The organism is Streptomyces sp. DG2A-72 (assembly GCF_030499575.1).
Lineage (GTDB): Bacteria > Actinomycetota > Actinomycetes > Streptomycetales > Streptomycetaceae > Streptomyces.
This window is the reverse complement of record NZ_JASTLC010000001.1, coordinates 7,640,170-7,666,451: the sequence shown is the minus strand read 5'-3', so window position 1 is coordinate 7,666,451 and position 26,282 is coordinate 7,640,170. Positions and strand designations below refer to the sequence as shown.

The 26,282-nt window shown below is 69.7% G+C and carries 21 protein-coding genes and 2 pseudogenes; 10 read left to right on the top strand and 13 right to left on the bottom strand.

The window, feature by feature from the left end:
- Positions 1-188: 188 nt before the first annotated feature.
- The gene (locus QQY66_RS36605; RefSeq protein WP_301984611.1) at positions 189-1,034 is read left to right on the top strand and encodes a phosphatase PAP2 family protein; all 846 of its coding nucleotides are present in this window, start codon (positions 189-191) and stop codon (positions 1,032-1,034) included.
- A 274-nt stretch (positions 1,035-1,308) separates the two neighbouring features.
- Here the strand turns inward: QQY66_RS36605 and QQY66_RS36600 are convergent.
- The 9 genes and pseudogenes from QQY66_RS36600 to QQY66_RS36560 all read right to left on the bottom strand — a co-directional run.
- Positions 1,309-1,600 (bottom strand): annotated as a pseudogene (locus QQY66_RS36600) (carbohydrate binding domain-containing protein); the annotation flags it as partial.
- Positions 1,601-1,788: 188 nt separating this feature from the next.
- The gene (locus QQY66_RS36595; protein WP_301984610.1) at positions 1,789-2,232 is read right to left on the bottom strand and encodes a hypothetical protein; all 444 of its coding nucleotides are present in this window, start codon (positions 2,230-2,232) and stop codon (positions 1,789-1,791) included.
- Positions 2,233-2,362: 130 nt separating this feature from the next.
- The gene (locus tag QQY66_RS36590; RefSeq protein ID WP_301984609.1) at positions 2,363-3,790 is read right to left on the bottom strand and encodes an FAD-binding oxidoreductase; all 1,428 of its coding nucleotides are present in this window, start codon (positions 3,788-3,790) and stop codon (positions 2,363-2,365) included.
- 29 nt (positions 3,791-3,819) lie between these two features.
- Positions 3,820-4,620: an ABC transporter permease gene (locus QQY66_RS36585; protein WP_301984608.1), complete on the bottom strand. Its 801-nt coding sequence runs from the start codon at positions 4,618-4,620 to the stop codon at positions 3,820-3,822.
- Complete coding sequence (locus QQY66_RS36580; protein ID WP_301984607.1) at positions 4,621-5,547, bottom strand: ABC transporter permease; 927 nt, start codon at positions 5,545-5,547, stop codon at positions 4,621-4,623.
- A complete protein-coding gene (locus QQY66_RS36575; protein ID WP_301984606.1) occupies positions 5,547-6,701 on the bottom strand; it encodes an ABC transporter ATP-binding protein in 1,155 nt (384 codons plus the stop codon). Before QQY66_RS36575 ends, QQY66_RS36580 begins: the two co-directional genes overlap by 1 nt.
- Positions 6,698-7,945: a spermidine/putrescine ABC transporter substrate-binding protein gene (locus QQY66_RS36570; RefSeq protein ID WP_301984605.1), complete on the bottom strand. Its 1,248-nt coding sequence runs from the start codon at positions 7,943-7,945 to the stop codon at positions 6,698-6,700. Before QQY66_RS36570 ends, QQY66_RS36575 begins: the two co-directional genes overlap by 4 nt.
- A 54-nt stretch (positions 7,946-7,999) precedes the next feature.
- Positions 8,000-9,529 (bottom strand): gamma-aminobutyraldehyde dehydrogenase, encoded by a 1,530-nt coding sequence (locus QQY66_RS36565; protein WP_301984604.1) that lies wholly within the window; start codon positions 9,527-9,529, stop codon positions 8,000-8,002.
- Positions 9,530-9,822: 293 nt separating this feature from the next.
- Complete coding sequence (locus QQY66_RS36560; protein ID WP_301984602.1) at positions 9,823-10,680, bottom strand: DUF4190 domain-containing protein; 858 nt, start codon at positions 10,678-10,680, stop codon at positions 9,823-9,825.
- A gap of 98 nt (positions 10,681-10,778) precedes the next feature.
- Between QQY66_RS36560 and QQY66_RS36555 the strand changes: the two genes are divergently transcribed.
- Positions 10,779-11,891: an adenosine deaminase gene (locus QQY66_RS36555; protein WP_301987621.1), complete on the top strand. Its 1,113-nt coding sequence runs from the start codon at positions 10,779-10,781 to the stop codon at positions 11,889-11,891.
- 44 nt (positions 11,892-11,935) lie between these two features.
- Positions 11,936-12,700, top strand: coding sequence for a glycerophosphodiester phosphodiesterase (locus QQY66_RS36550; protein WP_301984601.1), 765 nt, complete (start codon positions 11,936-11,938; stop codon positions 12,698-12,700).
- On the opposite strand, the gene QQY66_RS36545 is transcribed toward QQY66_RS36550, so the two are convergent.
- On the bottom strand, positions 12,645-14,315 hold the full coding sequence (locus QQY66_RS36545) for a sigma-70 family RNA polymerase sigma factor (RefSeq protein WP_301984600.1): 1,671 nt from the start codon (positions 14,313-14,315) through the stop codon (positions 12,645-12,647). The two genes, QQY66_RS36550 and QQY66_RS36545, sit on opposite strands and share 56 nt — an antisense overlap.
- 267 nt (positions 14,316-14,582) lie before the next feature.
- Here QQY66_RS36545 and QQY66_RS36540 point away from each other — a divergent pair, with 267 nt between their 5' ends.
- The 4 genes and pseudogenes from QQY66_RS36540 to QQY66_RS36525 all read left to right on the top strand — a co-directional run.
- Entirely contained in the window at positions 14,583-15,713 is a 1,131-nt protein-coding gene (locus QQY66_RS36540) for a serine hydrolase (RefSeq protein WP_301984599.1), read from the top strand.
- Positions 15,714-15,785: 72 nt separating this feature from the next.
- Complete coding sequence (locus QQY66_RS36535) at positions 15,786-17,801, top strand: NADPH-dependent 2,4-dienoyl-CoA reductase (RefSeq protein WP_301984598.1); 2,016 nt, start codon at positions 15,786-15,788, stop codon at positions 17,799-17,801.
- Between the two features lie 148 nt (positions 17,802-17,949).
- On the top strand, positions 17,950-18,495 hold the full coding sequence (locus QQY66_RS36530) for a PadR family transcriptional regulator (protein ID WP_301984597.1): 546 nt from the start codon (positions 17,950-17,952) through the stop codon (positions 18,493-18,495).
- A 71-nt stretch (positions 18,496-18,566) separates the two neighbouring features.
- Positions 18,567-19,125: pseudogene (locus QQY66_RS36525) on the top strand (hydrolase); the annotation flags it as partial.
- Positions 19,126-19,176: 51 nt separating this feature from the next.
- Here QQY66_RS36525 and QQY66_RS36520 read toward each other — a convergent pair.
- The 3 genes from QQY66_RS36520 to QQY66_RS36510 form a co-directional block, all read right to left on the bottom strand.
- A complete protein-coding gene (locus QQY66_RS36520) occupies positions 19,177-20,217 on the bottom strand; it encodes a glycoside hydrolase family 5 protein (protein WP_301984596.1) in 1,041 nt (346 codons plus the stop codon).
- A 195-nt stretch (positions 20,218-20,412) separates the two neighbouring features.
- On the bottom strand, positions 20,413-21,777 hold the full coding sequence (locus QQY66_RS36515) for an aspartate aminotransferase family protein (protein ID WP_301984595.1): 1,365 nt from the start codon (positions 21,775-21,777) through the stop codon (positions 20,413-20,415).
- A gap of 19 nt (positions 21,778-21,796) precedes the next feature.
- The gene (locus QQY66_RS36510) at positions 21,797-22,294 is read right to left on the bottom strand and encodes an Lrp/AsnC family transcriptional regulator (protein ID WP_301984594.1); all 498 of its coding nucleotides are present in this window, start codon (positions 22,292-22,294) and stop codon (positions 21,797-21,799) included.
- A 168-nt stretch (positions 22,295-22,462) separates the two neighbouring features.
- Here QQY66_RS36510 and QQY66_RS36505 point away from each other — a divergent pair, with 168 nt between their 5' ends.
- The 3 genes from QQY66_RS36505 to QQY66_RS36495 all read left to right on the top strand — a co-directional run bounded on the left by QQY66_RS36505 (position 22,463) and on the right by QQY66_RS36495 (position 26,238).
- Positions 22,463-23,902: a gamma-aminobutyraldehyde dehydrogenase gene (locus tag QQY66_RS36505; RefSeq protein ID WP_301984593.1), complete on the top strand. Its 1,440-nt coding sequence runs from the start codon at positions 22,463-22,465 to the stop codon at positions 23,900-23,902.
- Between the two features lie 231 nt (positions 23,903-24,133).
- A complete protein-coding gene (locus QQY66_RS36500) occupies positions 24,134-24,874 on the top strand; it encodes an ABC transporter ATP-binding protein (RefSeq protein WP_301984592.1) in 741 nt (246 codons plus the stop codon).
- Positions 24,856-26,238, top strand: a complete 1,383-nt coding sequence (locus QQY66_RS36495; RefSeq protein WP_301984591.1) for a hypothetical protein — start codon at positions 24,856-24,858, stop codon at positions 26,236-26,238. Before QQY66_RS36500 ends, QQY66_RS36495 begins: the two co-directional genes overlap by 19 nt.
- Positions 26,239-26,282 lie beyond the last annotated feature (44 nt).

Sequence of the window (26,282 nt, the reverse complement as noted above, 5' to 3'; positions counted from 1 at the left end):
CACACCTCATGAACCCCACTCGTCCCAGCCCTGTCGTCCACCGGGATTCCAGGGCCGGGACGGCGGCCGTCAGAGCGTGTGAAGAACGTGTGCGAGGTGGATGACGGGACGCGATTCCGTCTGTCTTACGCCCACCCCCTGCCGTAGGTTCTACCCAGATGAGAGATACACCCCGCCCACAGGGGACTGTGGGTGGCAACAGGCCGGGGCCTCCCCAGCTTCGACCTGGTCGTGCCCTCGCGCACACAACCGGAGCCTCCGGCTCTGGATCTCCTCACCGATCGGACAGTCGCCCGCCCCAAACCCCCCGGGGCGGCCGACCATCCGATCTGATCGGCCGCCCCGGAACCACCCCCCCTGTTCCGGGGCGGCCGGCCTCCTTCCTTCTCCTTCTCGGCCTTCCGGCCCTTCTCTTCGCGCTGATCACCTGGCAGGTCGTCGTCGACGGCCCGCTGCTGCGCCTCGACTCGCGCGCCAGCCGGGCCCTCGTCCACCCGGACCGGATCTCCGGACTCCTCGCTGACCTGGGCGGTGTCCCGGTCGCGGTACCGGTTCTCGCGGTCGCCCTCGGGTACGCCGCCTGGCGCGCCCGCCGCAGTGGTACAGACCGCTGGTGGCTGCCGGCCACCGCGGCGGCCGTCCTGATGGCGCTCGTCCCGGCTCTGGTCGTCCCACTGAAGGTACTGACGGACCGCCCTGGCACCCCGGCCGTGCCGCCCGCCACCGGCTACTTCCCCTCCGGCCACACGGCCACGGCCGCGATCGCCTACGGCTGTGCCACCCTGCTCCTCCTCCCCTGGCTCCGCACGGCCCGGGCCCGCCGCGCCCTCGTCCTGCTCTGCGCCGCCGTCAACGCCGGCGTCGGCTTCGGTCTGGTCCGCCGCGGCTACCACTGGCCACTGGACGTGGTGGCCAGCTGGTGCCTCGGTGCGGTGCTGCTGACGACGTTCGTGCTGTGCGTGCGCCTGGGCGTCAGCGGAAGTAGCCGTCGAAGGTCCGCTGGAACTCCCAGTTCGCAGAGCGGCCCCAGTTGATCGACCACGTCATCAGGCCGCGCAGGGCGGGCCAGGTGCAGTGGGTGGTGTACGAGCCGCAGTTGCTCTTTCTTCGTCAGGCCGTCGAGGGTGTTCACGACCTCGGCGGGGGCCACGTAGCCATTGCCCGCGACCGGGAAGCCGGTGAGCAGCATGTCGGTCATGGCGACGTGGAAGTCGGCGCCGCCCATGGAGTGGGACGTTACGAGTCCCACGCGGGAGCCCCCGAGGGCACAACTCCGGTTCGCCGGTGGACCCGGTTTCACACGGGGCTGCGGACGTAACCGGAGAGCGTGTACTGCGAGTCGGGTTTCACGGTCACCGTCTGCGCGCACCGGGCGTTGTCGCTGCCGGCCGGGGTTGTCTGGAGCGCGGAACTGCCCGTGCGTATGGGTGAGTTGACCGTCGTACCGGAGGCGCAGGTCCAGCCGTCGAGGGCGGATTCAAAACCTCCGTGGCGGGCGAGGTCCGCGTCGGCCGCACGGGCGGCCGACGAGAGTGCGGTGATGCCGCACGGCCAGGACGGTGGCCGTGAGGGCGCCGACGAAGGGTCTGGCGCGATCCACAAAGACCTCCGGGCATGGGGGAATTGGAGGGTGGAGCGCCGCACAATTTGGTCCAGACCAATCAGCTTGTCAAGACTTCCAGCAACGGTCTGACAGCCGGCCCCGGCAGCGCCCTGAAGGGGCGCGGGGAACTGCGCGACCAGCCACGACACCGCCGCAGTCGACCGACAACACCTGGCGACACCCCCTTAGTCGTCGGCCGAGCCGGCCGCAGCCTCATGCATAGCCAGTTCCAGCAGCGCCGGGTCAGTGAGCGTGCCGGAGCCGTCCGGGGGGACCAGCCAGCGGACTCCCCCGGTGGCGCGTCCCGGATACGGCACGACGATCCACGTGCCCGCCCCCGCCGTGCGGATGCCCGTGCCGAGCCAGCGGGCGGCCGTGCCCGGTGGCACGAAGAAGCCCATCCGGGCGTCGCCGAAGTCGACCAGCACGGGCCCGAGTTGGTCGAGGATCCGGGTCAGTACGTCGAGGGTGGGGTAGCCGAGTTCACCCGGCAGGATCAGGACGTCCCAGGCTTTGCCGGCCGGGAGCAGCGCGACCCCGAGGGGGTTGCGCTCCCACTCCCAGCGGCAGGCCTCGGGGTCCGGTGCGACGGACGCCAGCCACTCGACCGCCGTCTTGGCCCCTGTCATGAGAAGACCTCCTTGTCTCTCGTCGACGCAGAACGCGTCACGAGGGAGAGGGAGGTCTCCCGGCGGCATTACGCGGGTTCGCTCAATCCGTCGGAGTGAACTGAATCACAGGCTTGTGTCCGCATCACCGTCAGCTGTCGAAGCCGAGCCCCAGCCTGTCCATGGTTCTCAGCCACAGATTGCGCCGCCCGCCGTGCGCGTCCGCGCGGGCCAGCGACCACTTCGTCAGCGCGATCCCGGTCCAGGCGAAGGGCTCCGGCGGAAACGGCAGCGGCTTCTTGCGCACCATGTCGAGTTCCGTGCGCTGCGTGCGCTCCCCCGCCAGCAGGTCCAGCATCACGTCGGCGCCGAAGCGGGTGGCGCCGACGCCCAGGCCCGTGAACCCGGCCGCGTACGCCACCTTCCCCTGGTGCGCGGTGCCGAAGAACGCCGAGAAGCGCGAGCAGGTGTCGATCGCGCCGCCCCACGCGTGCGTGAAGTGCACTCCCTCCAGCTGCGGGAAGCAGGTGAAGAAGTGCCGGGCGAGCTTGGCGTACGTCTCCGGGCGGTCGTCGTACTCGGCGCGCACCCGGCCGCCGTACGGGTAGACCGCGTCGTAACCGCCCCAGAGGACGCGGTTGTCGGCGGACAGCCGGAAGTAGTGGAACTGGTTCGCCGAGTCCCCGAGGCCCTGGCGGTTCTTCCAGCCGAGGGAGGCGAGTTGATCGGCCGTCAGCGGCTCCGTCATCAGGGCGTAGTCGTAGACCGGGACGGTGTACGCCCGTACCCGCTTGACCAGGCTGGGGAAGATGTTGGTGCCGAGCGCGACGTGGCGGGCGCGGAGGGAGCCGTAGGGGGTGCGTACGGCCATACCGGCGCCGTACGGCTTCAGGGTGAGCGCGGGGGTGTGCTCGTAGACGCGGACGCCGAGTTCGAGGCACGCGCGCTTGAGGCCCCAGGCGAGCTTGGCCGGATGGAGCATGGCGACGCCGCGGCGGTCGTACAGGCCCGCCTGGAATGTCGGTGAGTCGACTTGTGCCCGTACCGCTTCGGCGTCCAGGAACTCGACGCCGTCAGCCAGACCCCGCTGCTCCATCTCCTCGTACCAGTCGCGCAGTTCCCACGCCTGGTACGTCTCGGTGGCGACGTCGATCTCGCCGGTGCGCTCGAAGTCGCAGTCGATGCAGTAGCGGGCGACCGCCGCCTCGATCTCGTCGAGGTTGCGGGCGCCCAGCTCCTGGAGCTTGTGGATCTCGTCCGGCCAGCGGGCGAGCCCGTTGGCCAGGCCGTGCGTGATCGAGGCGGCGCAGAAGCCGCCGTTGCGGCCCGAGGCGGCCCAGCCCACCTCGCGGCCCTCCACCAGCACCACGTCCCGTTGCGGGTCGCGCTCCTTGGCGATGAGCGCGGTCCACAGTCCGCTGTAGCCACCGCCGACGACCAGCAGATCGCAGGTCTCGGCGCCGGTGAGGGTGGGCTCGGGGTGGGGCTTGCCGGGGTCGTCCAGCCAGTACGAGACCGGCCGGGCTTCAGAGAGTGCCTTTGTCCAGTTGCTGCCACGGCTCATGGCGCTTGGGGCCATGATTTCAACTCCCTACAGGGGTTTTTCGGTTATGCCTTTTGCTTGTTTCTGCGATTGCTGATGACCATGGAGGCCAGCACGAGCAGTACGGCGACCAGGAACATGGCCGTACCGATGACATTGATCTGAACGGGTGTGCCGCGCTGTGCCGAGCCCCAGACGAACATGGGGAAGGTGACGGTCGAGCCCGCGTTGAAATTGGTGATGATGAAATCGTCGAAGGAGAGCGCGAAGGCGAGCAGCGCGCCCGCGGCGATTCCCGGGGCCGCGATCGGCAGGGTGACCCGGACGAACGTCTGGAACGGTCCGGCGTACAGATCCTGCGCCGCCTGCTCCAGCTTCGGGTCCATCGACATCACGCGCGCCTTGACGGCCGTGACGACGAAGCTGAGGCAGAACATGATGTGGGCGATCAGGATCGTCCAGAATCCCAACTGTGCACCCATGTTGAGGAACAGGGTGAGCAGCGAGGCCGCCATGACGACCTCGGGCATCGCCATCGGCAGGAAGATCAGCGAGTTGACGGCACCCCGCGCGCGGAACCGGTAGCGGACCAGCGCGAAGGCGATCATCGTGCCGAGGAGCGTGGCGCCGAGCGTCGCCCACAACGCGATCTGGAGGCTGACCGACAGCGAGCCGCACATGTCGGCGACACCGCACGGGTCCTTCCAGGCGTCGGTGGAGAACTCCTGCCATTCGTAATTGAAGCGCCCCTTCGGTTTGTTGAAGGAGAACACCGTGACGACGACGTTCGGCAGCAGGAGATAGCCGAGGGTCAGCAGTCCCGCGATGACGACGAAATGGCGCTTGAGCCAGGTGACGAAGGCCATTTAAACCAGATCCTCCGTTCCGGACCTGCGGATGTAGAGGGTGACCATGATGAGGATCGCGGCCATCAGGATGAAGGAGAGGGCCGCGGCCGTCGGATAGTCGAGAATCCGCAGGAACTGGGTCTGGATGACATTGCCGACCATGCGGGTGTCGGTCGAGCCGAGCAGATCGGCGTTGACGTAGTCACCGGCCGCCGGGATGAAGGTCAGCAGCGTGCCGGAGACGACACCCGGCATCGACAGCGGGAAGGTCACCTTCCGGAAGGTCGTGACCGGCTTGGCGTACAGATCGCCCGCCGCCTCGTGCAGCCGCCCGTCGATGCGCTCCAGCGAGGAGTACAGCGGCAGGATCATGAACGGCAGGAAGTTGTACGTCAGACCGCACACGACCGCCAGCGGAGTCGCCAGCACGCGGTCGCCGGAGGTCCAGCCGAGCCAGCTGGTGACGTCCAGGACGTGCAGCGTGTTGAGGGCGCCGACGACCGGGCCGCCGTCCGCGAGGATCGTCTTCCAGGCGAGCGTACGGATCAGGAAGCTGGTGAAGAACGGCGCGATCACCAGGATCATGATCAGGTTCCGCCAGCGGCCCGCACGGAACGCGATCAGGTACGCCAGCGGGTAGCCGAGGACCAGACACAGGATCGTCGCCGCGCCCGCGTACAGCACCGAGCGCAGGAACTGCGGGTAGTACTCGGACAGCGCGTCCCAGTAGGTCGCGAAGTGCCAGGTGACCTTGTAGCCCTCCTCCAGGGAGCCCGTCTGCACGGACGTGGAGGCCTGGTAGATCATCGGCATCGCGAAGAAGATCAGCAGCCAGAGGATGCCGGGCAGGAGCAGCCAGTACGGCGTCCAGCGGCCACGCTTGCGCGGGGGCTTCTTCTCCGGGGCCGGCGCGAGAGGCGGTGGCGCCTCGGTGAGGGACGCCATCAGACCGCCGCCTCTTCTTCGATCCCCGCGTCGATGTCCTGAGCCGCGTCGAGACCGAAGGTGTGCGCCGGGCTCCAGTGCAGGACGACGTCGGCGCCGGGCACGAGCCGGGCGTCACGGTCGATGTTCTGGGCGTAGACCTCGAACTCGGGGCAGACCGGGCTGTCGATGACGTACTGCGTGGAGACCCCGATGAACGACGTGGCCGCGATCTTGCCGGTGATGCGGTTGCGGGCCTCGGGGATCTCGCCCGCGTCGTCCGCGTGGGTGAGAGTGATCTTCTCCGGGCGTACGCCGACCAGCACCTTGCCGCCGGTCGTCGTGGGCGCGGAGCAGCGCACCTCGGGCAGGACGAGCTTGCCGCCGCCGGCCCGGACGACGATCTCGCCGCCGGTCTTGTTGTCGACCTCGGCCTCGATCAGGTTGGACGTGCCGAGGAAGTTGGCGACGAAGGTGGTCTTGGGGTTCTCGTAGAGGTCCGTGGGCGAACCCAGCTGCTCTACTCGGCCCGCGTTCATCACGGCGACCCTGTCGGCCATCGTCATGGCCTCCTCCTGGTCGTGCGTGACGTGCACGAAGGTGATGCCGACCTCGGTCTGGATGCGCTTGAGCTCCAGCTGCATCTGCCGGCGCAGCTTGAGGTCGAGGGCGCCGAGGGGCTCGTCGAGAAGAAGCACCTTCGGGGTGTTGATCAGCGCACGGGCCACGGCCACACGCTGCTGCTGGCCGCCGGAGAGCTGATGCGGCTTCTTGCGCGCCTGCTCGCCGAGCTGGACCAGGTCGAGCATGTCCCCGACCTGCTTCTTCACCGACTTGATGCCGCGCCGGCGCAGGCCGAAGGCGACGTTCTCGAAGATGTCGAGGTGCGGGAAGAGGGCGTACGACTGGAAGACCGTGTTCACCGGCCGCTTGTACGGCGGCAGGTGCGTGACCTCCTGGTCGCCGAGGTGGACGGTGCCGCTCGTCGGCTCCTCAAGTCCCGCGATCATGCGCAGGGTTGTGGTCTTGCCGCAGCCGGAAGCACCGAGCAGGGCGAAGAAGGAGCCCTGCGGCACGGTCAGGTCGAGCGGGTGTACGGCGGTGAAGGAGCCGTAGGTCTTGCTGATCCCGGAGAGGCGGACGTCGCCGCTGCTGTCGTTCGTCATCGTCGTCACGCCCCTGTCAGCTTCGCGAACTTCTCTTCATAGGCCGTCTCTTCCTTCGAGCTCAGCGAGCGGAAGGCATGGGACTTCGCGGCCATTTCCTTGTCCGGGATGATCAGCGGGTTGTCCGCCGCGCCCTCGTCGATCTTCGCGAGATAGGGCTTCACTCCGTCCACGGGACAGACGTAGTTGATGTAGGCGGCCAGTTGGGCGGCCGGCTCCAGCTCGTAGTAGTAGTCCATGAGCCGCTCGGCGTTCGTCTTGTGGCGCGCCTTGTTGGGGATCAGCATGTTGTCGGTCGACGTCATGTAGCCGCTGTCCGGGATGACGAAGTCGACGTCCGGGCTGTCCGCCTTGAGCTGTACGACGTCACCGGCCCACGCGATACAGGCCGCGAAGTCGCCGCTGGTGATGTCGGACGTGTAGTCGTTGCCGGTGAAGCGGCGGATCTGCCCCTTGTCGACGGCCTTCTGGAGCCGGGCCACGGCCGCGTCGTAGTCGTCGTCCGTGAACTTCGCCGGGTCCTTGCCCATGTCCAGCAGCGTCATGCCGATGCTGTCGCGCATCTCGGTGAGGAAGCCGATGCGGCCCTTGAGCTTGGGGTTGTCGAGCATGTCGGAGACCGACTTGACCTCGATGCCGTCGAGCGCCTTCTTGTTGTACGCGATGACGGTCGAGATGCCCTGCCAGGGGTACGAGTAGGCGCGTCCGGGATCCCAGTCGGGGCTGCGGAACTGGCTGGACAGATTGGCGTAGGCGTGCGGCAGGTTGGCCGGGTCCAGTTTCTGGACCCACCCCAGGCGGATGAGGCGCCCGGCCAGCCAGTCGGTGAGGACGATGATGTCGCGGCCGGTGTCCTGGCCCGCGGCGAGCTGCGGCTTGATCTTGCCGAAGAACTCGTTGTTGTCGTTGATGTCCTCGGTGTATTTGACCTTGATGCCGGTCCGCTTGGTGAACGCCTCGAGCGTGGGGTGGTGCTTCTCGCTCTCGTCGATGTCGATGTACTCGGTCCAGTTGGAGAAGCTGACCTCCTTCTCCTTCGCCGAGTAGTCCTCCGCGGAGGTGCCGCCCTCCGACTTGCCCGCCGCGGGGATCCCGCAGGCGCTCAGCGCCCCGAGGCCGCCGACCGCGAGCGCGCCGCCCGCGGAGGCGCGCAGCAGCGAACGACGGGTGAGGGCGGCCCTGCCGTTCCGGAGGCTGCGCCGCATGGCGGCCAGCTGGACCGGAGTCAGCGGTTCGGGCTCGTACTGCTCCATGCGCTTGGTGCCCTTTCGGGAGGATGGGCGGCCGCGGGTCGGGCGGCCTGTCTGCTAGCGGTCCCCGAAGATCGTGCGGTGCCAGTCCTTCCTGGGCACCGCCGTGTTGTCGAACATGACGTGCTTGATCTGGGTGTACTCCTCGAAGGAGTAGGTTGACATGTCCTTACCGAAGCCGGACGCCTTGTAGCCGCCGTGCGGCATCTCGCTGATGATCGGGATGTGGTCGTTGACCCACACACAGCCGGCCTTGATCTCGCGGGTCGCGCGGTTCGCCCGGTAGACGTCCCTGCTCCACGCGGAGGCGGCCAGACCGTACGGGGTGTCGTTGGCCAGCCGGATGCCTTCGTCGTCGCTGTCGAAGGGGAGGACGACGAGGACCGGGCCGAAGATCTCCGACTGGACGATCTCGCTGTCCTGGGACGCGTCGGCGATCAGGGTGGGCCGATAGAACGCGCCGTTCTTGAGGTCGTTCTGCGGTGCCTCACCGCCGGTGACCACGCGCGCGTAGGCACGCGCCCGGTCGACGAATCCCGCGACGCGGTCGCGCTGGACGTGCGAGATGAGGGGGCCGAGGTCGGTGGTGCTCCGGAAGGGGTCGCCGAGGCGGACGGTGTCCATGAGGGCGGCGGTCTGCTGCACGAAGGCTTCATAGAGGGGCCGTTGCACGTACGCGCGCGTGGCGGCCGTGCAGTCCTGGCCGGTGTTGATGAGGGCGCCCGCGACGGCGCCGTTGACGGCCGCCTCCAGATCGGCGTCGTCGAAGACGACGAAGGGGGCCTTGCCGCCCAGTTCCAGGTGGATGCGCTTGACGGTGGCGGTGGCGATCTCCGCGACGCGCTTGCCGACGGCGGTGGAGCCGGTGAAGGAGGTCATGGCGACGTCGGGATGGCCGACGAGATGCTCACCGGCTTCCTTGCCGGTCCCGGTGACGATGTTGATGACGCCGTCCGGGATACCGGCCTCGGTGGCGGCCTCGGCGAAGAGCAGCGAGGTCAGCGGGGTGAGCTCGGAGGGCTTCAGGACGATGGTGTTGCCCGCGGCGATCGCCGGGAGAACCTTCCAGGCGGCCATCTGGAGGGGGTAGTTCCAGGGCGCGATGGAGCCGACGACGCCGATGGGTTCACGCCGGATGTACGACGTGTGGTCGCCGGAGTACTCCCCCGCCGACTGCCCCTGGAGATGCCGGGCGGCCCCGGCGAAGAACGCGGTGTTGTCGATGGTCCCCGGCACGTCGAACTCGCGCGTCAGCTTCAGCGGCTTACCGCACTGCAGGGACTCGGCGCGTGCGAACTCCTCGGCGCGGTCGGCGAGCACGGCGGCGAAGCGGTGCATCGCGTCGGAACGCTCGCCCGGTGTGGTCGCGGCCCAGCCCGGGAAGGCGGCGCGCGCGGCAGCGACAGCCGCGTCGACGTCGTCCGTGCCCGCCGGCTCGTACGTGTAGACGTCCTCGCCGGTCGCCGGGTCGACGACTGCGTGCGTACGACCTGAGGTGCCCTTCGTCAGACGGCCCGCGATGAACTGCGCACCGGCCGCGAGGCGCTCCTGCGCGGGGAATCGGTCCAGGGTTCCCGGGTTGTGCATGTCGTCGCTCTCCTCCGCCGTCGCCCCTGGTGATCAGGGGTGGGTGGCGTAGCTTCAGCTCGATTTGAGTGCCGATCCTGACAGAGCTGTGGGCGTGCAACAAGTGATTCCGTTGTTGCCTTTTGGTTACGCGACGGAATCTGTCGACCAGGTGTCGAGTCGGCATGGGAAAGGGGGGACGGATTGTCAGTGGATTCCGGGGAGCGCCGAGGTATCACTGTGTCGGAGCTGCGACGAGGGCAATCAGGTGCCCGGCCGGCCGGGCGAAGACTGCTGGACGCAAACGCGAGTGCTCAGAGGGAGAACACCAGGACGATCATGCCGAGGCCCAGGGCGATGCCGACCGCACCGCAGATGATGCCGGCCAGGGCGTGGCCCCCGTTCGTGGCCTCGCCCTTGCGGGCCTTGCCGCGGCCGAGCACGCCGAAGATCACGGCGAGGATGCCCAGGACGATGGCCAGCGGCCACAGACAGAAGCCGACGGCCGCGCAGATGCCGAGCACGAGGCTCGCCGTGCCCATCCCGTTGGCCGGCGCGGGCTGCATACCGGGCCAGCCGTAGTAACCGGCGCCGGGCGGGGTCGGGTATCCGGGACCGGGGTATCCGGGACCAGCCAGGTATCCGGGACCGGCGGGGTATCCGGGACCAGCCTGGTAGGCGGGATCAGCCTGGTAGCCCGAACCGGGCGGGTAGCCCTGACCGGCCGGGTAGCCGTGGCCCACCGGGTGGCTGTAGCCCGCCGGGTAGCCGTACGCGACTTGGCCAGGGCCGTCGGGGGCCATGGGCGGCGGGGGGACGGGCTCGCCGTGGGCGGGCGGGGTGGCCGGGGCGGGCGGTGCAGGTGGGGCGAAGGGGTTGGGTGAGCCGTTGGCCGGGGGTGTGCCCATCGAGGGGACCGACGTCACTGTCTGCTGATCGTGGACGGAGGGGCCTGACGCGCCGGTGGTGCCGGGGCCGGTGTCGTCCGCGGGCGGAGCCCATGGGTTCGGCTCGGGACGGGCGTCGGAAGGGCTGCTCGCCGGGTCCGCCTTCCCCAGGTCGACCGCGGACTCCGGACCCTCGGCCAACGGCACCTCCGTCGCGTCGGGCGGCGTCGGCCAGAGTGCTGCGGCGTTCTCACGCGCTTCCGGCGTCTGCGCGTCGTCGGACATGCGCGGGGTCCCCTCTGTCGTGCGTGCCGTCATGCTAAGGCCCGTGCCATGACGGCAGAGGTCCGGCCTACGATGATCCCCGAGTCATCGATCAGCCGATCACCCGCGTCCCGCCTGACACCGGCCGGGGACGCCGTTCCCGGGGAGGAACCTTGACCCAGCACGTTGCCGCAGGCGCCCCGCGCGACCTGCACGCCTTCATCGCCGGACTGCCCAAGGCCGAACTGCATGTGCATCATGTCGGCTCCGCCTCCCCCCGGATCGTCTCCGAACTGGCCGCCCGCCACCCCGACTCCAAGGTGCCCACCGACCCCGAGGCCCTGGTCGACTACTTCACCTTCACGGACTTCGCCCACTTCATCGAGGTGTATCTGTCCGTCGTCGACCTGATCCGCACGCCGGAGGACGTACGTCTGCTGACGTACGAGGTGGCCCGTGACATGGCCCGGCAGCAGGTGCGCTACGCCGAGCTGACCATCACGCCGTACTCCTCGACCCGGCGCAACATCGACGAGGGCTCCTTCATGGACGCCATCGAGGACGCCCGCAAGGCCGCGGAGGCCGACTTCGGGACCGTACTGCGGTGGTGCTTCGACATTCCCGGCGAGGCGGGTCTCGAAGCCGCCGAGGAGACGACGCGGCTGGCCACCGACGACCGGCTGCGCCCCGAGGGGCTGGTGTCGTTCGGGCTGGGCGGACCCGAAATCGGCGTGCCGAGGCCGCAGTTCAAGCCGTTCTTCGACCGCGCGCTGGCCGCCGGGCTGCGGTCGGTGCCGCACGCCGGTGAGACGACCGGTCCGGAGACGGTGTGGGACGCCCTCACCGAACTGCGTGCCGACCGCATCGGGCACGGCACCAGTTCCGCCGAGGACGCGAAGCTGCTCGCGCACCTCGCCGAGCACCGCATCGCGCTGGAGGTGTGCCCGACCTCCAACATCGCCACCCGCGCGGTCCGCACCCTCGACGAGCACCCCATAAAGGAGTTCGTGCGGTCCGGCGTCCTGGTCACCATCAACTCCGACGACCCGCCGATGTTCGGCACCGACCTCAACAACGAGTACGCGGTCGCCGCCAGGCTCCTCGAACTCGACGAGCGCGGCCTCGCCGACCTCGCGAAGAACGCGGTCGAGGTGTCCTTCCTGGACGAGCCCGGCAAGGCACGCATCAAGGACGAGATCGACACCTACACCTCGACCTGGCTCGCTTCCTGAAGCCCGCTGACAGCCCGGACGCGAACACCGCCACAATGAGGCCCATGCAGAACGTGACCGCCGTGGCGCACCGCGGCGACCCCTACCGGCTCCGCGAGAACACGCTCGGCTCGCTGCGCTCCGCGCTCAGGCAGGGCGCGGACGCGGTCGAGATCGACGTACGGCTCACCCGGGACGGCGTGCCCGTGCTGCTGCACGACGACACGCTCAAGCGGCTGTGGGAGCACGACCGGCCGCTGAGCTCGCTGTCGGCGGCCGAGGTGCACGGGCTCACGGACGGCGGGGTGCCGACGCTGGCGGAGGCCCTCTCCGCCACCGACGGCCACCGGGTCATGCTCGACCTGCCCGGCGGGCCGAGTGCGAAGGCGGTCCGCCGGGTCGTGGGCGTCGTACGGGAGTCGGGGGCGGCCGACCGCGTGTACTACTGCGCCGACGCCGGCGCCATGCTCAACGTGCGCGCCGCCGACCCGGCCGCAGAGATCGCGCTGACCTGGACGACGCTGGCGCCGGCGCGGCCCGTCCTGCTGGACGCGGTGCGGCCACGGTGGCTCAACTACCGTTTCCCGCTGGTGGACCGCGACCTCGCCGCCCGCCTCCACGCGGACGGCTACCTGGTCTCCGTCTGGACCCCCGACACCCGCCGCTCCATGCGTCGGCTCGTCGACATCGGCGTCGACTCGATCACGACGAACCGCATCGACGCGCTGTGTACCCTGCGCGGTCCCAGGGGCACTACACGCGGCCCCAGGGGTACTACACGCGCGATCGCTGAGCCACCGTCGCCGGGTCGGCCGGGGTCGCTCGCGTGACGTACTGGGGTACGGGAGCGGTGTCCTTGCCGTTGTCGCGGACCAGGCCGTAGCGGATGACGCCCTGGTCGGGGCCGTGCTGGATGTCCTCGGTCACCTTGTCCCAGCTGGACGGGAAGACGGCCAGGCCGTAGGAGGCGCCGCGCTCGTTCAGGTTGAGGGTGACGGTTCCGTCGACGTAGTAGAACTCGTTCTGCCACATCTGCTGGGCGCCGTCCGGCAGGACCGTGTAGCCGATGTCCGGGCCGCCCATGCCGGTGACGTAGCCGCGGTCGGAGCCGTCCCCGATGACGTCGTCCATACGACGGCCGCCACCGGAGGCAACGTGGAAGATCTTGCCCTTCAGTCCGGTCCAGGTCGGCATGGCCAGCCCGCCGGGCCGGTCGTGCGGCGAGATCTGCCAGCGCACCAGGACATACCCCTGCCCGCTGAGCGTGACGCTCTCCCCGCGGTGCTGCATGACGGCCCTCGCGCCGCCGCTGCTGGTGATGCCGGACTCGGGGCGGTGCGGGAGGGCGGCGGGCCGGGCGTTCGGGTCCGGCGCCTGGTCGACGGCGTCCACGACGGTGCCGTACAGGTCGGGCCGGCGCGTCGGGGACGGTGAGGGTGACGGCGTGGGCGAGGCGGGCGCGGAGGGGGCCGGCGGGCGGGCCGTGCTCGCCGCGGTCGGGGCGGCGGCGCGCGGGGGCGGGTCGGCCGGGGGCTGGGTGACGACGTACGCGCCGCCCGCCACGATGGTCGCGCCGGCCGTCATCGCGACGGCGGGCTTGGTCAGCGCGCCCAGCACCTTCGCGGACCAGCCGACGGAGGTGGCGGCCACGGCCGTCTTGCCGCCGAAGGCCAGCGACAGGGTGAAGCCGACCGGGAGCGGCACGAGCGCGATCCCGACGAGGAGCCGCTCGGCCGGTACGACGGCCTGGCGGGAGTCGCCGCAGTAGCCGCAGCCACGGATGTGCCGGGCCAGCCGCTTGCGCCAGACGGAGTCGGGGCGGCCGTTCCAGCGGTTCGTCACCTCGCGCAGTTCGGGGCAGGCGCCGTCCAGGGCGCGCACGATGCCGCGCGCGGTCCCCAGGCGTTCCTTCAGCCGCTGGACGCGGACGGCGGCATGCTGGCGGCTGATGCCGGCGGCCGAGGCCAGCTCACGCCGGGTGAGTTCGCCGGCGACCTCCAGCCACCACAGCGACAGCAGCTGCCGGTCCTCGTCGTCGAGCCAGCGCACCGCCTCCGCGACCTCGCGCCGCTGGCCCTCCAACTGGAGCCGCAGAACGGTGAGTTCGGCGAAGTCGGTGGCCTCGTGCGCGGCGGACTCGTCCAGCCGGTCGGGCTGCTTGCGGCGTGCCCGGTCCCGTATCTGCCGCATGGCGATCGCCACCAGCCAGGACCGGAAGCTGTCCGGGTCGCGCAGCGAGCCGAGGTTGTCGACGGCCCGCAGCATCGTCTCCTGGACGACGTCGTCGACATCGGCATGACCGTTCAGGGCGCGGCCGACGATGTTGTAGACCAGCGGCAGCCACCCCGCGACCAGCTCGTCCAGCGCCTGCCGGTCACCGGCCTGCGCCGCCGCGATGGTGGATCGCCACTGCCGCCCTTCCACAATCGTCCTCTCCTGTGTCATTCCGTGTCCGTGTGCACCTTCTCAGCCGTGACTGTGTGGCTCGCCATGAGGAAGATCACAGATACGGAGACGAGGTGAAGGCGGCCCCGATAACAGTTTTTCGGTGCCGGTGCCGGTCCCGTAGGGGCGATCCCTGGCAACTCCAGTGCTGGGGGAGGGAGTTGCTCGGGGTTCCACCAGGGTGGGTGCCCTCCCCGGCGACGATTCGGGCACCGTCGTACGCGCAGAGGATCATCACAAACACCCCGCCTCCCCCAGGAGCAGCCCATGCGCACCTCTGTCCTCGCCGCCTGTGTCGCCGTCGCGCTCACCGCCGGCCCCCTGGCGGCGCCCGCCTTGGCCGCGCCCCCGCCGGCCTCCGCCCGCGCCACGGCGGGCCCGGACGCGAAGGCGCTGTCCGCTGCGATCGCCGGGCTTCCGGACGTGGCCGCGGAGACAACCGCGGCGCTGGTCCGGGTCGGCGGCACGGACGGCAGCTGGCGCGGCAGCGCGGGCGTGCATGACCTGAAGAGCGGCAGGGCGGCGGACCCTGACGCCCGCTTCCGGGCCGGTTCGACGACGAAGGTGGTGACAGCAGCCGTCGTACTTCAACTGGTGGCGGAGGGGAAAGCCGACCTGAACCGGCCGGTGCAGCACTACCTCCCCGGCCTGCTGGACAAGCGCTTCAAGTCGATCACCGTACGACAGCTGCTGAACCACACCAGCGGGATCCAGCCCGGCGACGGCTTCGCCGATCCGTACGCACACCGCTTCGACACACTGACTCCGCAGCAGCTCGTGGCATCGGCGGCGGCGAAGGGACCGGAGTTCGCGCCCGGAACGCGGCAGCACTACCTGGACATCAACTACACGGTGCTCGGCATGCTCATCGAGAAGGTGACCGGGCAGTCGTACGACACCGAGGCCACGCGGCGTGTGCTGCGCCCCGCGGGGATGCGGCACACCGGTTTCCCCGGCACCGATCCCCGCATCCACGGCCCGCACAACCGCGGCTACCAGGAGCTCGTCGGCCCGGACGGGACGAGCCGACTCGTCGACGTCACGGAGTGGAACCAGGCGAGCAGCTGGGCGGTGGGCGACATGATCTCCACGACCGCCGACCTGGAGCGGCTGCTGACCACCCTCTTCCGGGGGCGGATCGTGCCCGGGCCGCAGCTGAGGGAGATGTTCACGGTGCCGGACATCGAGGGCGCCACCTACAGCGCCGGACTGCAGCGTTTCGAGAACGAGGACCGGGTCTTCTGGGCCAAGTCGGGCGCCCGGTACGGCTACAGCTCGGCGCTCGCCGCCAGCCGCGATCTGAGCCGCACGCTGGTGTATTCGATCAGCGACACGAACGCCAAGGACTATGCGATGAACCCGGTCGCACAGCGGATCGTCCTGGCGGCACTCAAGTAGCCCTGGGTACGTGTCCGGTACCACTTGTGCAACTAGTTGCATAATCGGCGGCCCGTCCTCTACAACAGTCGAATGAGCCGTTACCCGCATCTGCTGACCCCCCTCGACCTGGGCTTCACCACCCTCCCCAACCGCGTGCTCATGGGCTCCATGCACGTCGGCCTGGAGGAGGCGGAGCGCGGTTTCGAGCGGATGGCCGCCTTCTACGCCGCCCGCGCCCGGGGCGGCGTCGGACTGATCGTCACCGGGGGCATCGCGCCCAACGAGGAGGGACGGCCGTACGAGGGCGGCGCGAAGCTGACCACCGACGCCGAGGCGGAGCAGCACACGGTCATCACCGAGGCCGTGCACCGCGAGGGCGGGCGGATCGCGATGCAGATCCTGCACTTCGGCCGGTACGCGTACCACCAGGACCTCGTCGCCCCGAGTCCGCTCCAGGCGCCCATCAGCCCCTTCCGGCCGCGCGAGCTCAGCGACGAGGACGTGGAGCGGACGATCGACGACTACGCGCGCGCCGCCCGTCTCGCCCGGCAGGCCGGGTACGACGGCGTCGAGATCATGGGCTCCGAGGGCTATCTGATCAACGAGTTCATCACGGCGCAGACCAACCAGCGCACCGACCGCTGGGGCGGCTCGTACGAGAACCGCATGCGGTTCCCCGTGGAGATCGTGCGGCGGGTGCGGGAGGCGGTCGGCGAGGACTTCATCGTCATCTACCGGCTGTCGATGCTGGACCTGGTGCCGAGCGGCTCGACGCACGAAGAGGTGGTGGCCCTCGCGAAGGCGGTCGAGGCGGCCGGCGCGACGATCATCAACACCGGCATCGGCTGGCACGAGGCCCGTATCCCCACGATCGCCACGTCCGTGCCGCGGGGCGCGTACACCTGGGTCACCAAGCGGCTCATGGGCGAGGTCTCGGTCCCTCTCGTCACCACCAACCGCATCAACACCCCTGAGCTGGCCGAGGAGTTGCTCGCCGACGGCTGCGCGGACATGGTGTCGATGGCCCGGCCGATGCTCGCCGACCCGGAGTTCGTGAACAAGGCGGCCGAAGGGCGCCCCGAGGCGATCAACACCTGCATCGGCTGCAACCAGGCCTGCCTCGACCACACCTTCAGCGGGCAGATCACCTCCTGCCTGGTCAACCCGCGCGCCTGCCACGAGACCGAGCTGGTGCTCTCCCCCACCCGGCGGCGCAAACGGGTCGCGGTCGTCGGCGCCGGACCAGCCGGACTCGCCTGCGCGGTGAGCGCCGCCGAGCGTGGCCACGAGGTGACGCTGTACGACGCCGCGAGCGAGGTCGGCGGCCAGCTCAACGTGGCCCGCAAGGTGCCCGGCAAGCAGGAGTTCGACGAGACGCTGCGCTACTTCCGCCACCAACTCGACGCCCACGGTGTCGACGTACGCCTGGGCACCCGGGTCTCCGCGGGCGATCTGTCCGGCTACGACGAGGTCGTCGTCGCCACCGGCGTCACCCCCCGCACCCCGGACATCCCCGGCGTCGACCACCCGAGCGTCGTGGGCTACCTCGACGTCCTGCGCGACGGCGCCCCCGTCGGCGACCGCGTCGCGGTCCTCGGCGCGGGCGGCATCGGCTTCGACGTCGCCGAATACCTCACCGACGGCGGCGACAAGGCGAGCGAGGACCCGGCGACGTACTTCCGTCACTGGGGCGTCGACATGACGTACGAAGGCCCCGGCGGCCTCACCGCCCCCGAGCGCCCCGCCCCGCCCCGCACGGTCCATCTGCTCCAGCGCAAGACGTCCAAGGTCGGCGCGGGCCTCGGCAAGACCACCGGCTGGATCCACCGCACCGAGCTCAAGCACCGCGGCGTCCGCATGGTCCCGGGTGTGCGCTACGACCGGATCGACGACGCCGGACTGCATGTGACCGTCGGCGACACCAGCACGGTCCTGGAGGTCGACACGATCGTGCTGTGCACCGGGCAGGAGCCGAGGCGGGAGCTGTACGACGCCCTGGCCGCCGCCGGGCGCAGCGTGCACCTCATCGGGGGTGCCGACGTTGCCGCCGAGCTGGATGCCAAGCGGGCGATCAAGCAGGGGACGGAGCTGGCGGCGACGCTTTAGCTCCGCTGGGACGCCGGTAGCTCCGCTGGGACGCCGGGCTTCTGTCCGCGGGTCCGTTGTGGCTGGTCGCGCCCACGCGGCGGAGCCGCACATCGATGCAGCCCCGCGCCCCTTAAGGGCGCTGCTGCACCGTCCCTAGGATGTGCCCATGTCCCTGCCGCACGCGATTCTGACCGCCCTGCTGGAGAAGCCGTCCTCGGGGCTGGAGCTGACCCGGCGGTTCGACCGGTCGATCGGTTACTTCTGGTCGGCGACGCATCAGCAGATCTATCGCGAGCTGGGGAAACTCGAGGCCGAGGGCTCCATCCGGGCCCTGCCCGCCGCACAGCCGGCCCGTGGACAGAAGAAGAGCTACGAGGTGCTGCCCGCCGGCCGCGCCGAACTGGCCCGCTGGACGGCCACCGCCCAGGACCCCAAGCCGCACCGGGACGCCCTGCTGCTGCGGCTGCGCGCGGCGGCCGTGGTCGGCACGGAGGGTCTTGAGGCCGATCTGCGCCGCCATCTGGAGCTGCACCGGCGGCAGTTGACCGAGTACGAGGAGATCGAGCAGCGCGATTTCCCGCCCGGCAAGGACAGCCCCGAGGACCGGCTGCGGCATCTGGTGCTGCGGGCGGGCATCGACCTGGAGAACTTCTGGACGGGGTGGCTGACGCACGCGCTGGAGGAGGTCGCCGGGCTGCCGGATCACGGCTGAGCGCTCGGCTGGAACCCCCCGCCCTTTCAAGGCGTTGCCGTGATCACGGCGCACGGCGCCGGACTGTGGCGCTGGCCGGCGCCACCCTGTGGGGCACGGCTCCCGCGGGCAACGAGCCGACGGTGCCACGCTGTTCGACGACTTCAACTACAGCAGCCACAGCGACCCGAAGATCTCGGCGCACGGCTGGAGCGTGCGCTCCAACTCCGGCGGCCCCGGCGTGCCCGGCGCCACCCGGGCACCCGAGAACGTCACCTTCTCCAGCGCGGGCGGCAACTCCCTCATGAACCTGGAGACTTCGACCGCCGGCACCGCGGGAAGCACCGAGCTTCACCATCAACGACCTCACGGCACCGATGGCGGACGACTACGCCGAGTACGACTTCGAGTACCTGCCCAACGGCGGCTGGGGCGAGCCGTCGAACATCCTCTACACGACGTCCTGGGAGACCTACCAAGCCGACCCGTGGGTGGCGGTCAACCAGCACACCGAGAGCCGCCAGAGCTACGCCGGCCGGCACGACCTGGTGCTACGTCCTCCACGTCAAGGATCAGGTCCTCACGCCGACGCAGGTCGCCACAAGGCTGACGGCATACCGCAGCGCGGGCACCACCCTTCCGGAGTCGGTTGCCCTGAGGCACCGAACCCGGAAGGGACGCACCACGGCTATCGCACCGCTGTCACTTCCTCCAGGCCCAGTGCAGCCGGTCGAGACCGCTCTGGTTGTTCACCTTCAGGCTGAGCTTGGTGCCCGTGCCCTGGAGGGTGGTGAGGGAGTAGGTGTCACCGTTGCGCAGACCGGGCCAGTAGACCGAGCCCAGGCCCAGCTCCCGGATGGTGTCGGTCGCTGCCTGGATGTAGGCGACCTCGTTGGAGCCGTTGACCGGGCCGTTGTAGTCGAGGCCGGTCGTCATGGAGGCGCCGAACTCGTCGAGGATGGTGCGCGAGGCGCACTCTCCGATGCGCTCCTTGAAGTCCGCTTTCCACTGGTCGACGCTGGTCCAGTCGGTGTGCCAGAAGCCGTAGTTGTGCAGGGCGATGCGGGTGCCGTCGAGGCGCGGGTCGGCGCACACCGGCTTGACGTCCTCGCTGTATTTGTACCCGCCGATCAGCATCCGGTCGCGGGGCACATCGCGGTGGGTGGTCACCCACTTCGCTGCGATGTCGGTCCACTCCTGGGCGGTGTAGCCGAACGGCTCGTTCATCGGCTCGAAGTACACCTTGGAGTTGCGCGCGTAGGCGGAGGTGATCCGAGCCCACATCCGGTCCCAGGAGGCCTGGTCGTCGATCTTGCCGTCCTTGGCGTTGTCGGCCTCCCAGTAGCCCAGGATGACCTTGAAGCCCTTGGCGGTGGCGGCGTCGATCGCGCCTCGGTACGACTTCCAGAAGGGGCCGTTGACGGAGGTGGGATTGACCGGAAGGCGGACCGTGTTGGCGCCGAGCCCGGCGAACCCGCCGATGATCGCCCTGGACTTGGCGTAGGTCGTGGAGTAACTGTCGGAAGTGGACAGGCCCGAGGGCACGACCGCGTCGTCTGCGTAATTGTCGCGCGGGTCGGCCCAGTTGACGCCGCGGAAGTCGCTGACGGGCGGCGGGGAAGCGTGGGTGGAGGCGGCTGCGGGAGCGGCGGACGCGGGGGAGGCGAGGGCCCCGCCGAATGCCGTGGCGCCGGCCAGCAATGCCCCCAGGCAAGCTGTCCCGCGACGGTTCTTTCTTGACACGACGTCCCTTTCTGGGCAGTTACGTCCGCGAAACCCTGCAAGCAGGTCAGCGGCTCTGTGGCTCCCGCAAAGTAGAAGAGACTTCGAACAAGGGTCAACGCATCTGCACACCAAATTTCATCAAGAACGCAGGATGACGCCCACGCCTACAACCCCGCGATCGCGTTCCACCGGACGCGATCCGTGTGGGAACGGTTACAGCTTCGTCCACGCCTCCGTCAGCGTCGCGCGCAGGATCTGCTCGATCTCGTCGAACGTCTCCTGGTTGGAGATCAGCGGCGGGGCGAGCTGGACGACCGGGTCGCCTCGGTCGTCGGCACGGCAGTACAGGCCGTTGTCGTAGAGCGCCTTGGAGAGGAAGCCGTACAGGACGCGCTCGGTCTCCTCGTCGTTGAAGGACTCCTTGGTGGCTTTGTCCTTGACCAGTTCGATGCCGTAGAAGAAGCCGTTGCCGCGGACGTCGCCGACGATCGGCAGGTCGTGCAGCTTCTCCAGGGTCGACCGGAACGCGCCCTCGTTGTCGAGGACGTGCTGGTTGAGGCCCTCGCGCTCGAAGAGGTCGAGGTTGGCGAGGCCGACCGCGGCCGACACCGGGTGGCCGCCGAAGGTGTAGCCGTGCAGGAAGGTGTTGTCGCCCTTGTAGAACGGCTCGGCCAGCCGGTCGGAGATGACGCAGGCGCCGATCGGGGAGTAGCCCGAGGTCATGCCCTTGGCGCAGGTGATCATGTCCGGGACGTAGTCGAACTTGTCGCAGGCGAACATCGTGCCGAGGCGGCCGAAGGCGCAGATGACCTCGTCCGAGACCAGCAGTACGTCGTACTGGTCGCAGATCTCGCGCACGCGCTGGAAGTAGCCGGGCGGGGGCGGGAAGCAGCCGCCCGCGTTCTGCACCGGCTCCAGGAAGACGGCCGCGACCGTCTCCGGGCCCTCGAAGAGGATCTGCTGCTCGATCTGGTCGGCGGCCCAGCGGCCGAAGGCCTCCGGGTCGTCACCGAACAAGGGAGCCCGGTAGATGTTCGTGTTCGGGACCTTGTGCGCGCCCGGGACCAGCGGCTCGAAGGGGGCCTTCAGGGCCGGCAGACCCGTGATGGACAGGGCGCCCTGCGGGGTGCCGTGGTACGCGACCGCGCGGGAGATCACCTTGTGCTTGGTGGGCTTGCCGACCAGCTTGAAGTACTGCTTGGCCAGCTTCCAGGCGGTCTCCACCGCCTCGCCGCCGCCGGTGGTGAAGAAGACCTTGTTCAGGTCACCAGGGGCGTGGTGCGCGAGGCGCTCGGCCAGCTCGACGGCCTTCGGGTGGGCGTAGGACCACACCGGGAAGAACGCCAGCTCCTGGGCCTGCTTGAAGGCGGTCTCCGCCAGCTCCACGCGGCCGTGGCCCGCCTGGACCACGAACAGACCGGCGAGACCGTCGAGGTACCGCTTGCCCTTGTCGTCGTAGATGTAGGTGCCCTCGCCCCGGACGATCGTGGGGACGGGGGACTTCTCGTACGAGGACATGCGGGTGAAGTGCATCCACAAGTGGTCGTACGCGGTCTGGCTGAGGTCCTTGGTGCTCACGGTTATCGGGTCCTCACGGTTATCGGGTTCCCCACATATAGGTCTGCTTCTTGAGCTTCAGATAGACGAAGCTCTCGGTCGAGCGCACTCCGGGGATGGCCCGGATGCGTCGGTTGATGACCTCCAGGAGGTGGTCGTCGTCCTCGCAGACGATCTCCACCATCAGGTCGAAGGAGCCTGCGGTCATCACCACGTACTCGCATTCGGACATGGCGGTCAGCGCGTCGGCCACGGACTCCACGTCGCCCTCGACATGGATGCCGACCATCGCCTGCCGGCGGAAGCCCACGGTGAGCGGGTCCGTGACGGCGACGATCTGCATCACGCCCTGGTCGAGCAGCTTCTGGACGCGCTGACGCACGGCCGCCTCGGAGAGGCCGACGGCCTTGCCGATCGCGGCGTACGGCCGGCGGCCGTCCTCCTGGAGCTGTTCGATGATGGCGAGGGAGACGGCATCCAGCTGGGGATTGCCGTTCCGCTGATCTGCGCTTCGACTGGCCACGACTTCACTGTGCACGACGTCTCGACAGTTCCGCAAGGCCGAGGCGATGAAATTCGTTGTTTATGCAGCCTGGACTTGCGGATTTCGCAGAAACGGCGCGATCCGGGCTGTTGAAAACGTGGAACGCGGGACTAGGGTGGGTGTCTCAGTCAATGGACAGTTCGACCTGACAGGAGGCCGGCAGTGAGCACCGAGCTGCGTCGTCTGCGCAATTACATCGACGGTGAGTTCCGGGACGCCGCCGACGGACGGACCACCGAGGTGGTCAACCCCGCGGCGGGCGAGGCGTACGCGACCGCGCCGCTGTCCGGGCAGGCGGACGTCGACGCCGCGATGGCGGCCGCCGCCGCGGCCTTCCCGGCCTGGCGCGACACCACCCCGGCCGAGCGGCAGAAGGCCCTCCTGAAGATCGCGGACGCGTTCGAGGAGCGGGCGGAGGAACTGATCGCGGCCGAGGTGGAGAACACCGGCAAGCCGATCGGGCTCACCCGGTCCGAGGAGATCCCGCCGATGGTCGACCAGATCCGGTTCTTCGCCGGCGCGGCGCGGATGCTGGAGGGCCGTTCCGCCGGTGAGTACATGGAGGGGCTGACCTCGATCGTCCGGCGCGAGCCGGTCGGCGTCTGCGCGCAGGTCGCGCCGTGGAACTACCCGATGATGATGGCCGTATGGAAGTTCGCGCCGGCGCTGGCCGCGGGTAACACGGTCGTCCTGAAGCCGTCCGACACGACCCCGGCCTCGACGGTCCTGATCGCCGAGATCATCGGCTCGATCGTGCCCAAGGGGGTCTTCAACGTCATCTGCGGCGACCGTGAGACCGGGCGGATGATGGTCGAGCACCCCGTCCCGGCGATGGCCTCCATCACCGGTTCCGTGCGCGCCGGCATGCAGGTCGCCGAGTCCGCGTCCAAGGACGTCAAGCGGGTCCACCTGGAGCTGGGCGGCAAGGCGCCGGTCGTCGTCTTCGAGGACACCGACATCGCCAAGGCCGTCGAGGACATCTCCGTCGCGGGCTTCTTCAACGCCGGGCAGGACTGTACGGCGGCCTGCCGCGTCCTCGTCCACGAGGCGATCCACGACGAGTTCGTCGCGGCGCTGGCGAAGGCCGCGGCCGATACGAAGACGGGGCAGCCGGACGATGAGGACGTGCTGTTCGGGCCGCTCAACAACCCGAACCAGCTGAAGCAGGTGAGTGGGTTCATCGAGCGTCTGCCGGCGCACGCGCGCGTGGAGGCCGGGGGCAAGCGGGTCGGCGACAAGGGGTACTTCTTCGCGCCGACCGTCGTTTCCGGCGTCAAGCAGGACGACGAGATCATCCAGAAGGAGGTCTTCGGGCCGGTCATCACCGTTCAGTCCTTCGCCGACGAGAACCAGGCGGTCGAGTGGGCGAACGGGGTCGAGTACGCGCTCGCGTCCTCTGTATGGACGAAGGATCATGCGCGTGCGATGCGGATGTCGAAGGCGCTGGACTTCGGGTGCGTGTGGATCAACACGCATATTCCGCTGGTTGCGGAGATGCCGCACGGTGGGTTCAAGAAGTCGGGGTACGGCAAGGATCTTTCGGCGTACGGGTTCGACGACTACACGCGGATCAAGCATGTGATGACGTCCTTGGACGCGTAGGCCGTTGTTCGGCTGCGGGGGCGTGGGGGCTGGTCGCGCAGTCCCCACGCCCCCGGCGCTTGTCCGGCCCGGGTGCACCCATGCGAGTGAGAAGGGTGCACCCGGGCCGCGTGCTGTCCGGCGTTGCTGCCCCAAATCCCTAGCGTGCCTTGTAGCTGGCCGGCCCTGCCTTCGTTCCCCCGCCTGGGGGATCGGCACCGGGAATTACGGATCTGAACGAGGTGTACGCCCATGGTGGCCCCGCCGGACAACGACGTTCTCTGGGCACGCGCCCTGCACTTCCAGCACGACGACGGCTCACCCGCGCTCGGCGGCGTCTCCCTCCACGTCCAGGAGGGCGAGATCGTCGCGGTGAGCGGCCCGCGCGGCAGCGGCAAGACGACGTTGCTGAGATGTCTGTCCGGTTTGGTACGACCGTTGCGCGGCGAGGTCTGGTTCAACAGCCTGCCGGTGCACACCATGGGCCCGCTCGCCCGTGAACGGCTGCGCCGCGACCGCTTCGCCTGGGTCGACCCGGCCCCGCTGCTCGTCCCCGAACTCAACGCCTGGGAGAACGCCGCCCTGCCGCTGATGCTCCGCGGCACCAGTCGCCGTCGCGCCAAGGTGGCCGCGATGGAGTGGCTGGAGCGCCTGGACGTCGGCGACCGTGCCCGTAAGCGGCCGCACGAGATGGTCCAGGCGGAACGCCAGCGCGTCTCGATCGCCAGGGCCCTGGCCCCGACTCCCACGGTCCTGTTCGCGGACGAACCGACGGCCCCCCTGCACCGCGCCGACCGCGGCCACGTCCTGCGCACGCTCACCACGGCGGCCCGCTCGCACGGCATCACCGTGATCCTGGCGACGCACGACGCGGAAACGGCGGCGGTCGCGGACCGCACGGTCTCCCTCCTGGACGGCCGGCGCGTGACCACGGTGCATCTGCCCCCGGTCACCGAGTCGGAAGGCCGGGCCGCGTGCTCGCTCTCCGTCTGACCCGCGTCGCCCAGCCCGCCGTACATCTGCGCCGCCTCGCGGTGGCCGCGGCCTCGGCCGCGACGGGCTTCCTGCTTCTCTCCGCCCTGGGCCACGCGATGTCCCACCAGGACCCCGCCGCGTCGACCCTCCGCCTGACCTGGTGCACGGCCCCCCTCGCGACCACCGTCTACTTCGCCGTGGCGGTGGCCCGCACGGACCCGGGAACCAAACCCCGCCCCGGCCTCTCCGCCATCGGCCTGGGCCCCGGCCGCCTGATGATCACCTCCGCCCTCACAACGGCCCTCGCCACCACCGTCGGCTCCCTCCTCGCCCTCCTGGCCTTCCTCCACCTACGAGGCGACCTCACGGGCGTACCATTCGCCGGCGCGGCAACCGACTACCTGGCCACCGGTCAGCCCCTCCCCCTCCCGGCAACCCTCACCCTGCTCACCCTGGTACCGGCCATCGCCTCCCTCTCCACAGCCCTGGCCCTCCGCCCAAAGGACCCACGCAGGCCCGCACACCACGGAGCCCCGAGGAAATACGGCCGCTTCGGTGCGTACGGGCTGGCGGGGGCACGGGAGACGTTCGGAGCGTACGGAAGATTCGGCGCGCGCCTAGGGCGAAAGGCCGCAGACACCCATCAAGCCGCAGACAGCCGTCAGGCTGCGGGCAGTCGTGCCGCTGGGGCCGCACCGGTGGGCGCAGGTGGCACCCCGCCGGCGCCGGGCAGCGCGACCGACCCCCCAGCAGCAACGCCGGACGCCGCACCGGTCGACGCTCACCTCGACCCCCCGGCCCCCCGCGAAGCACCCCGCGGCCTCCCCTGGGGCATCACCGTCCTCGCCGCGGGCCTCACCGTAGAGGCCTACGCCAGCCGCACCGCAGACCCCACCTCCCCCGGCCTCCTCGCGGGCTGGGCCCTCACCGCCCTCGGCCTCGCCCTCGCCGCCCCCGGCCTCACCCACCTCTGCGGCCGCCTCCTCCAGTCCGCCCACCCCGGCGCCCTGCGCCTCCTCGCAGGCCGCGTCCTCATGGAGGAGTCCGCCCGCATCGGCCGCCCCCTGGGCATCGTCTGCGCCGTGGCCTCGGCGGCGTACACGACCGCCCTCGTCCACGACACCGAGGTCCAGCCCCTCGGCTCGCTCACCGACCTCGGCGCCCTGGTGGTCGTCGGCTGCACCGCGGCCACCCTCCTCACCGCCGCCGTGGAGGCGAAGCAGGCCCGCGCCGACACCACCGCCGCCCTCCTGCGCCTCGGTGCCCCCGCCGCCATGCTCCGCAGCGCCGCCGCCCTCCGCGCCGGCGCCCTGCTGGCCCTGTTCGGCCCGCTCACCCTGATCGTCGCCGAGCTGGCGGCGCTGCCGATGGCCGTCGGCTGAGCCTCGTACGAGAAGACGTACGAAAAAAGTCGTCATACGGCGAT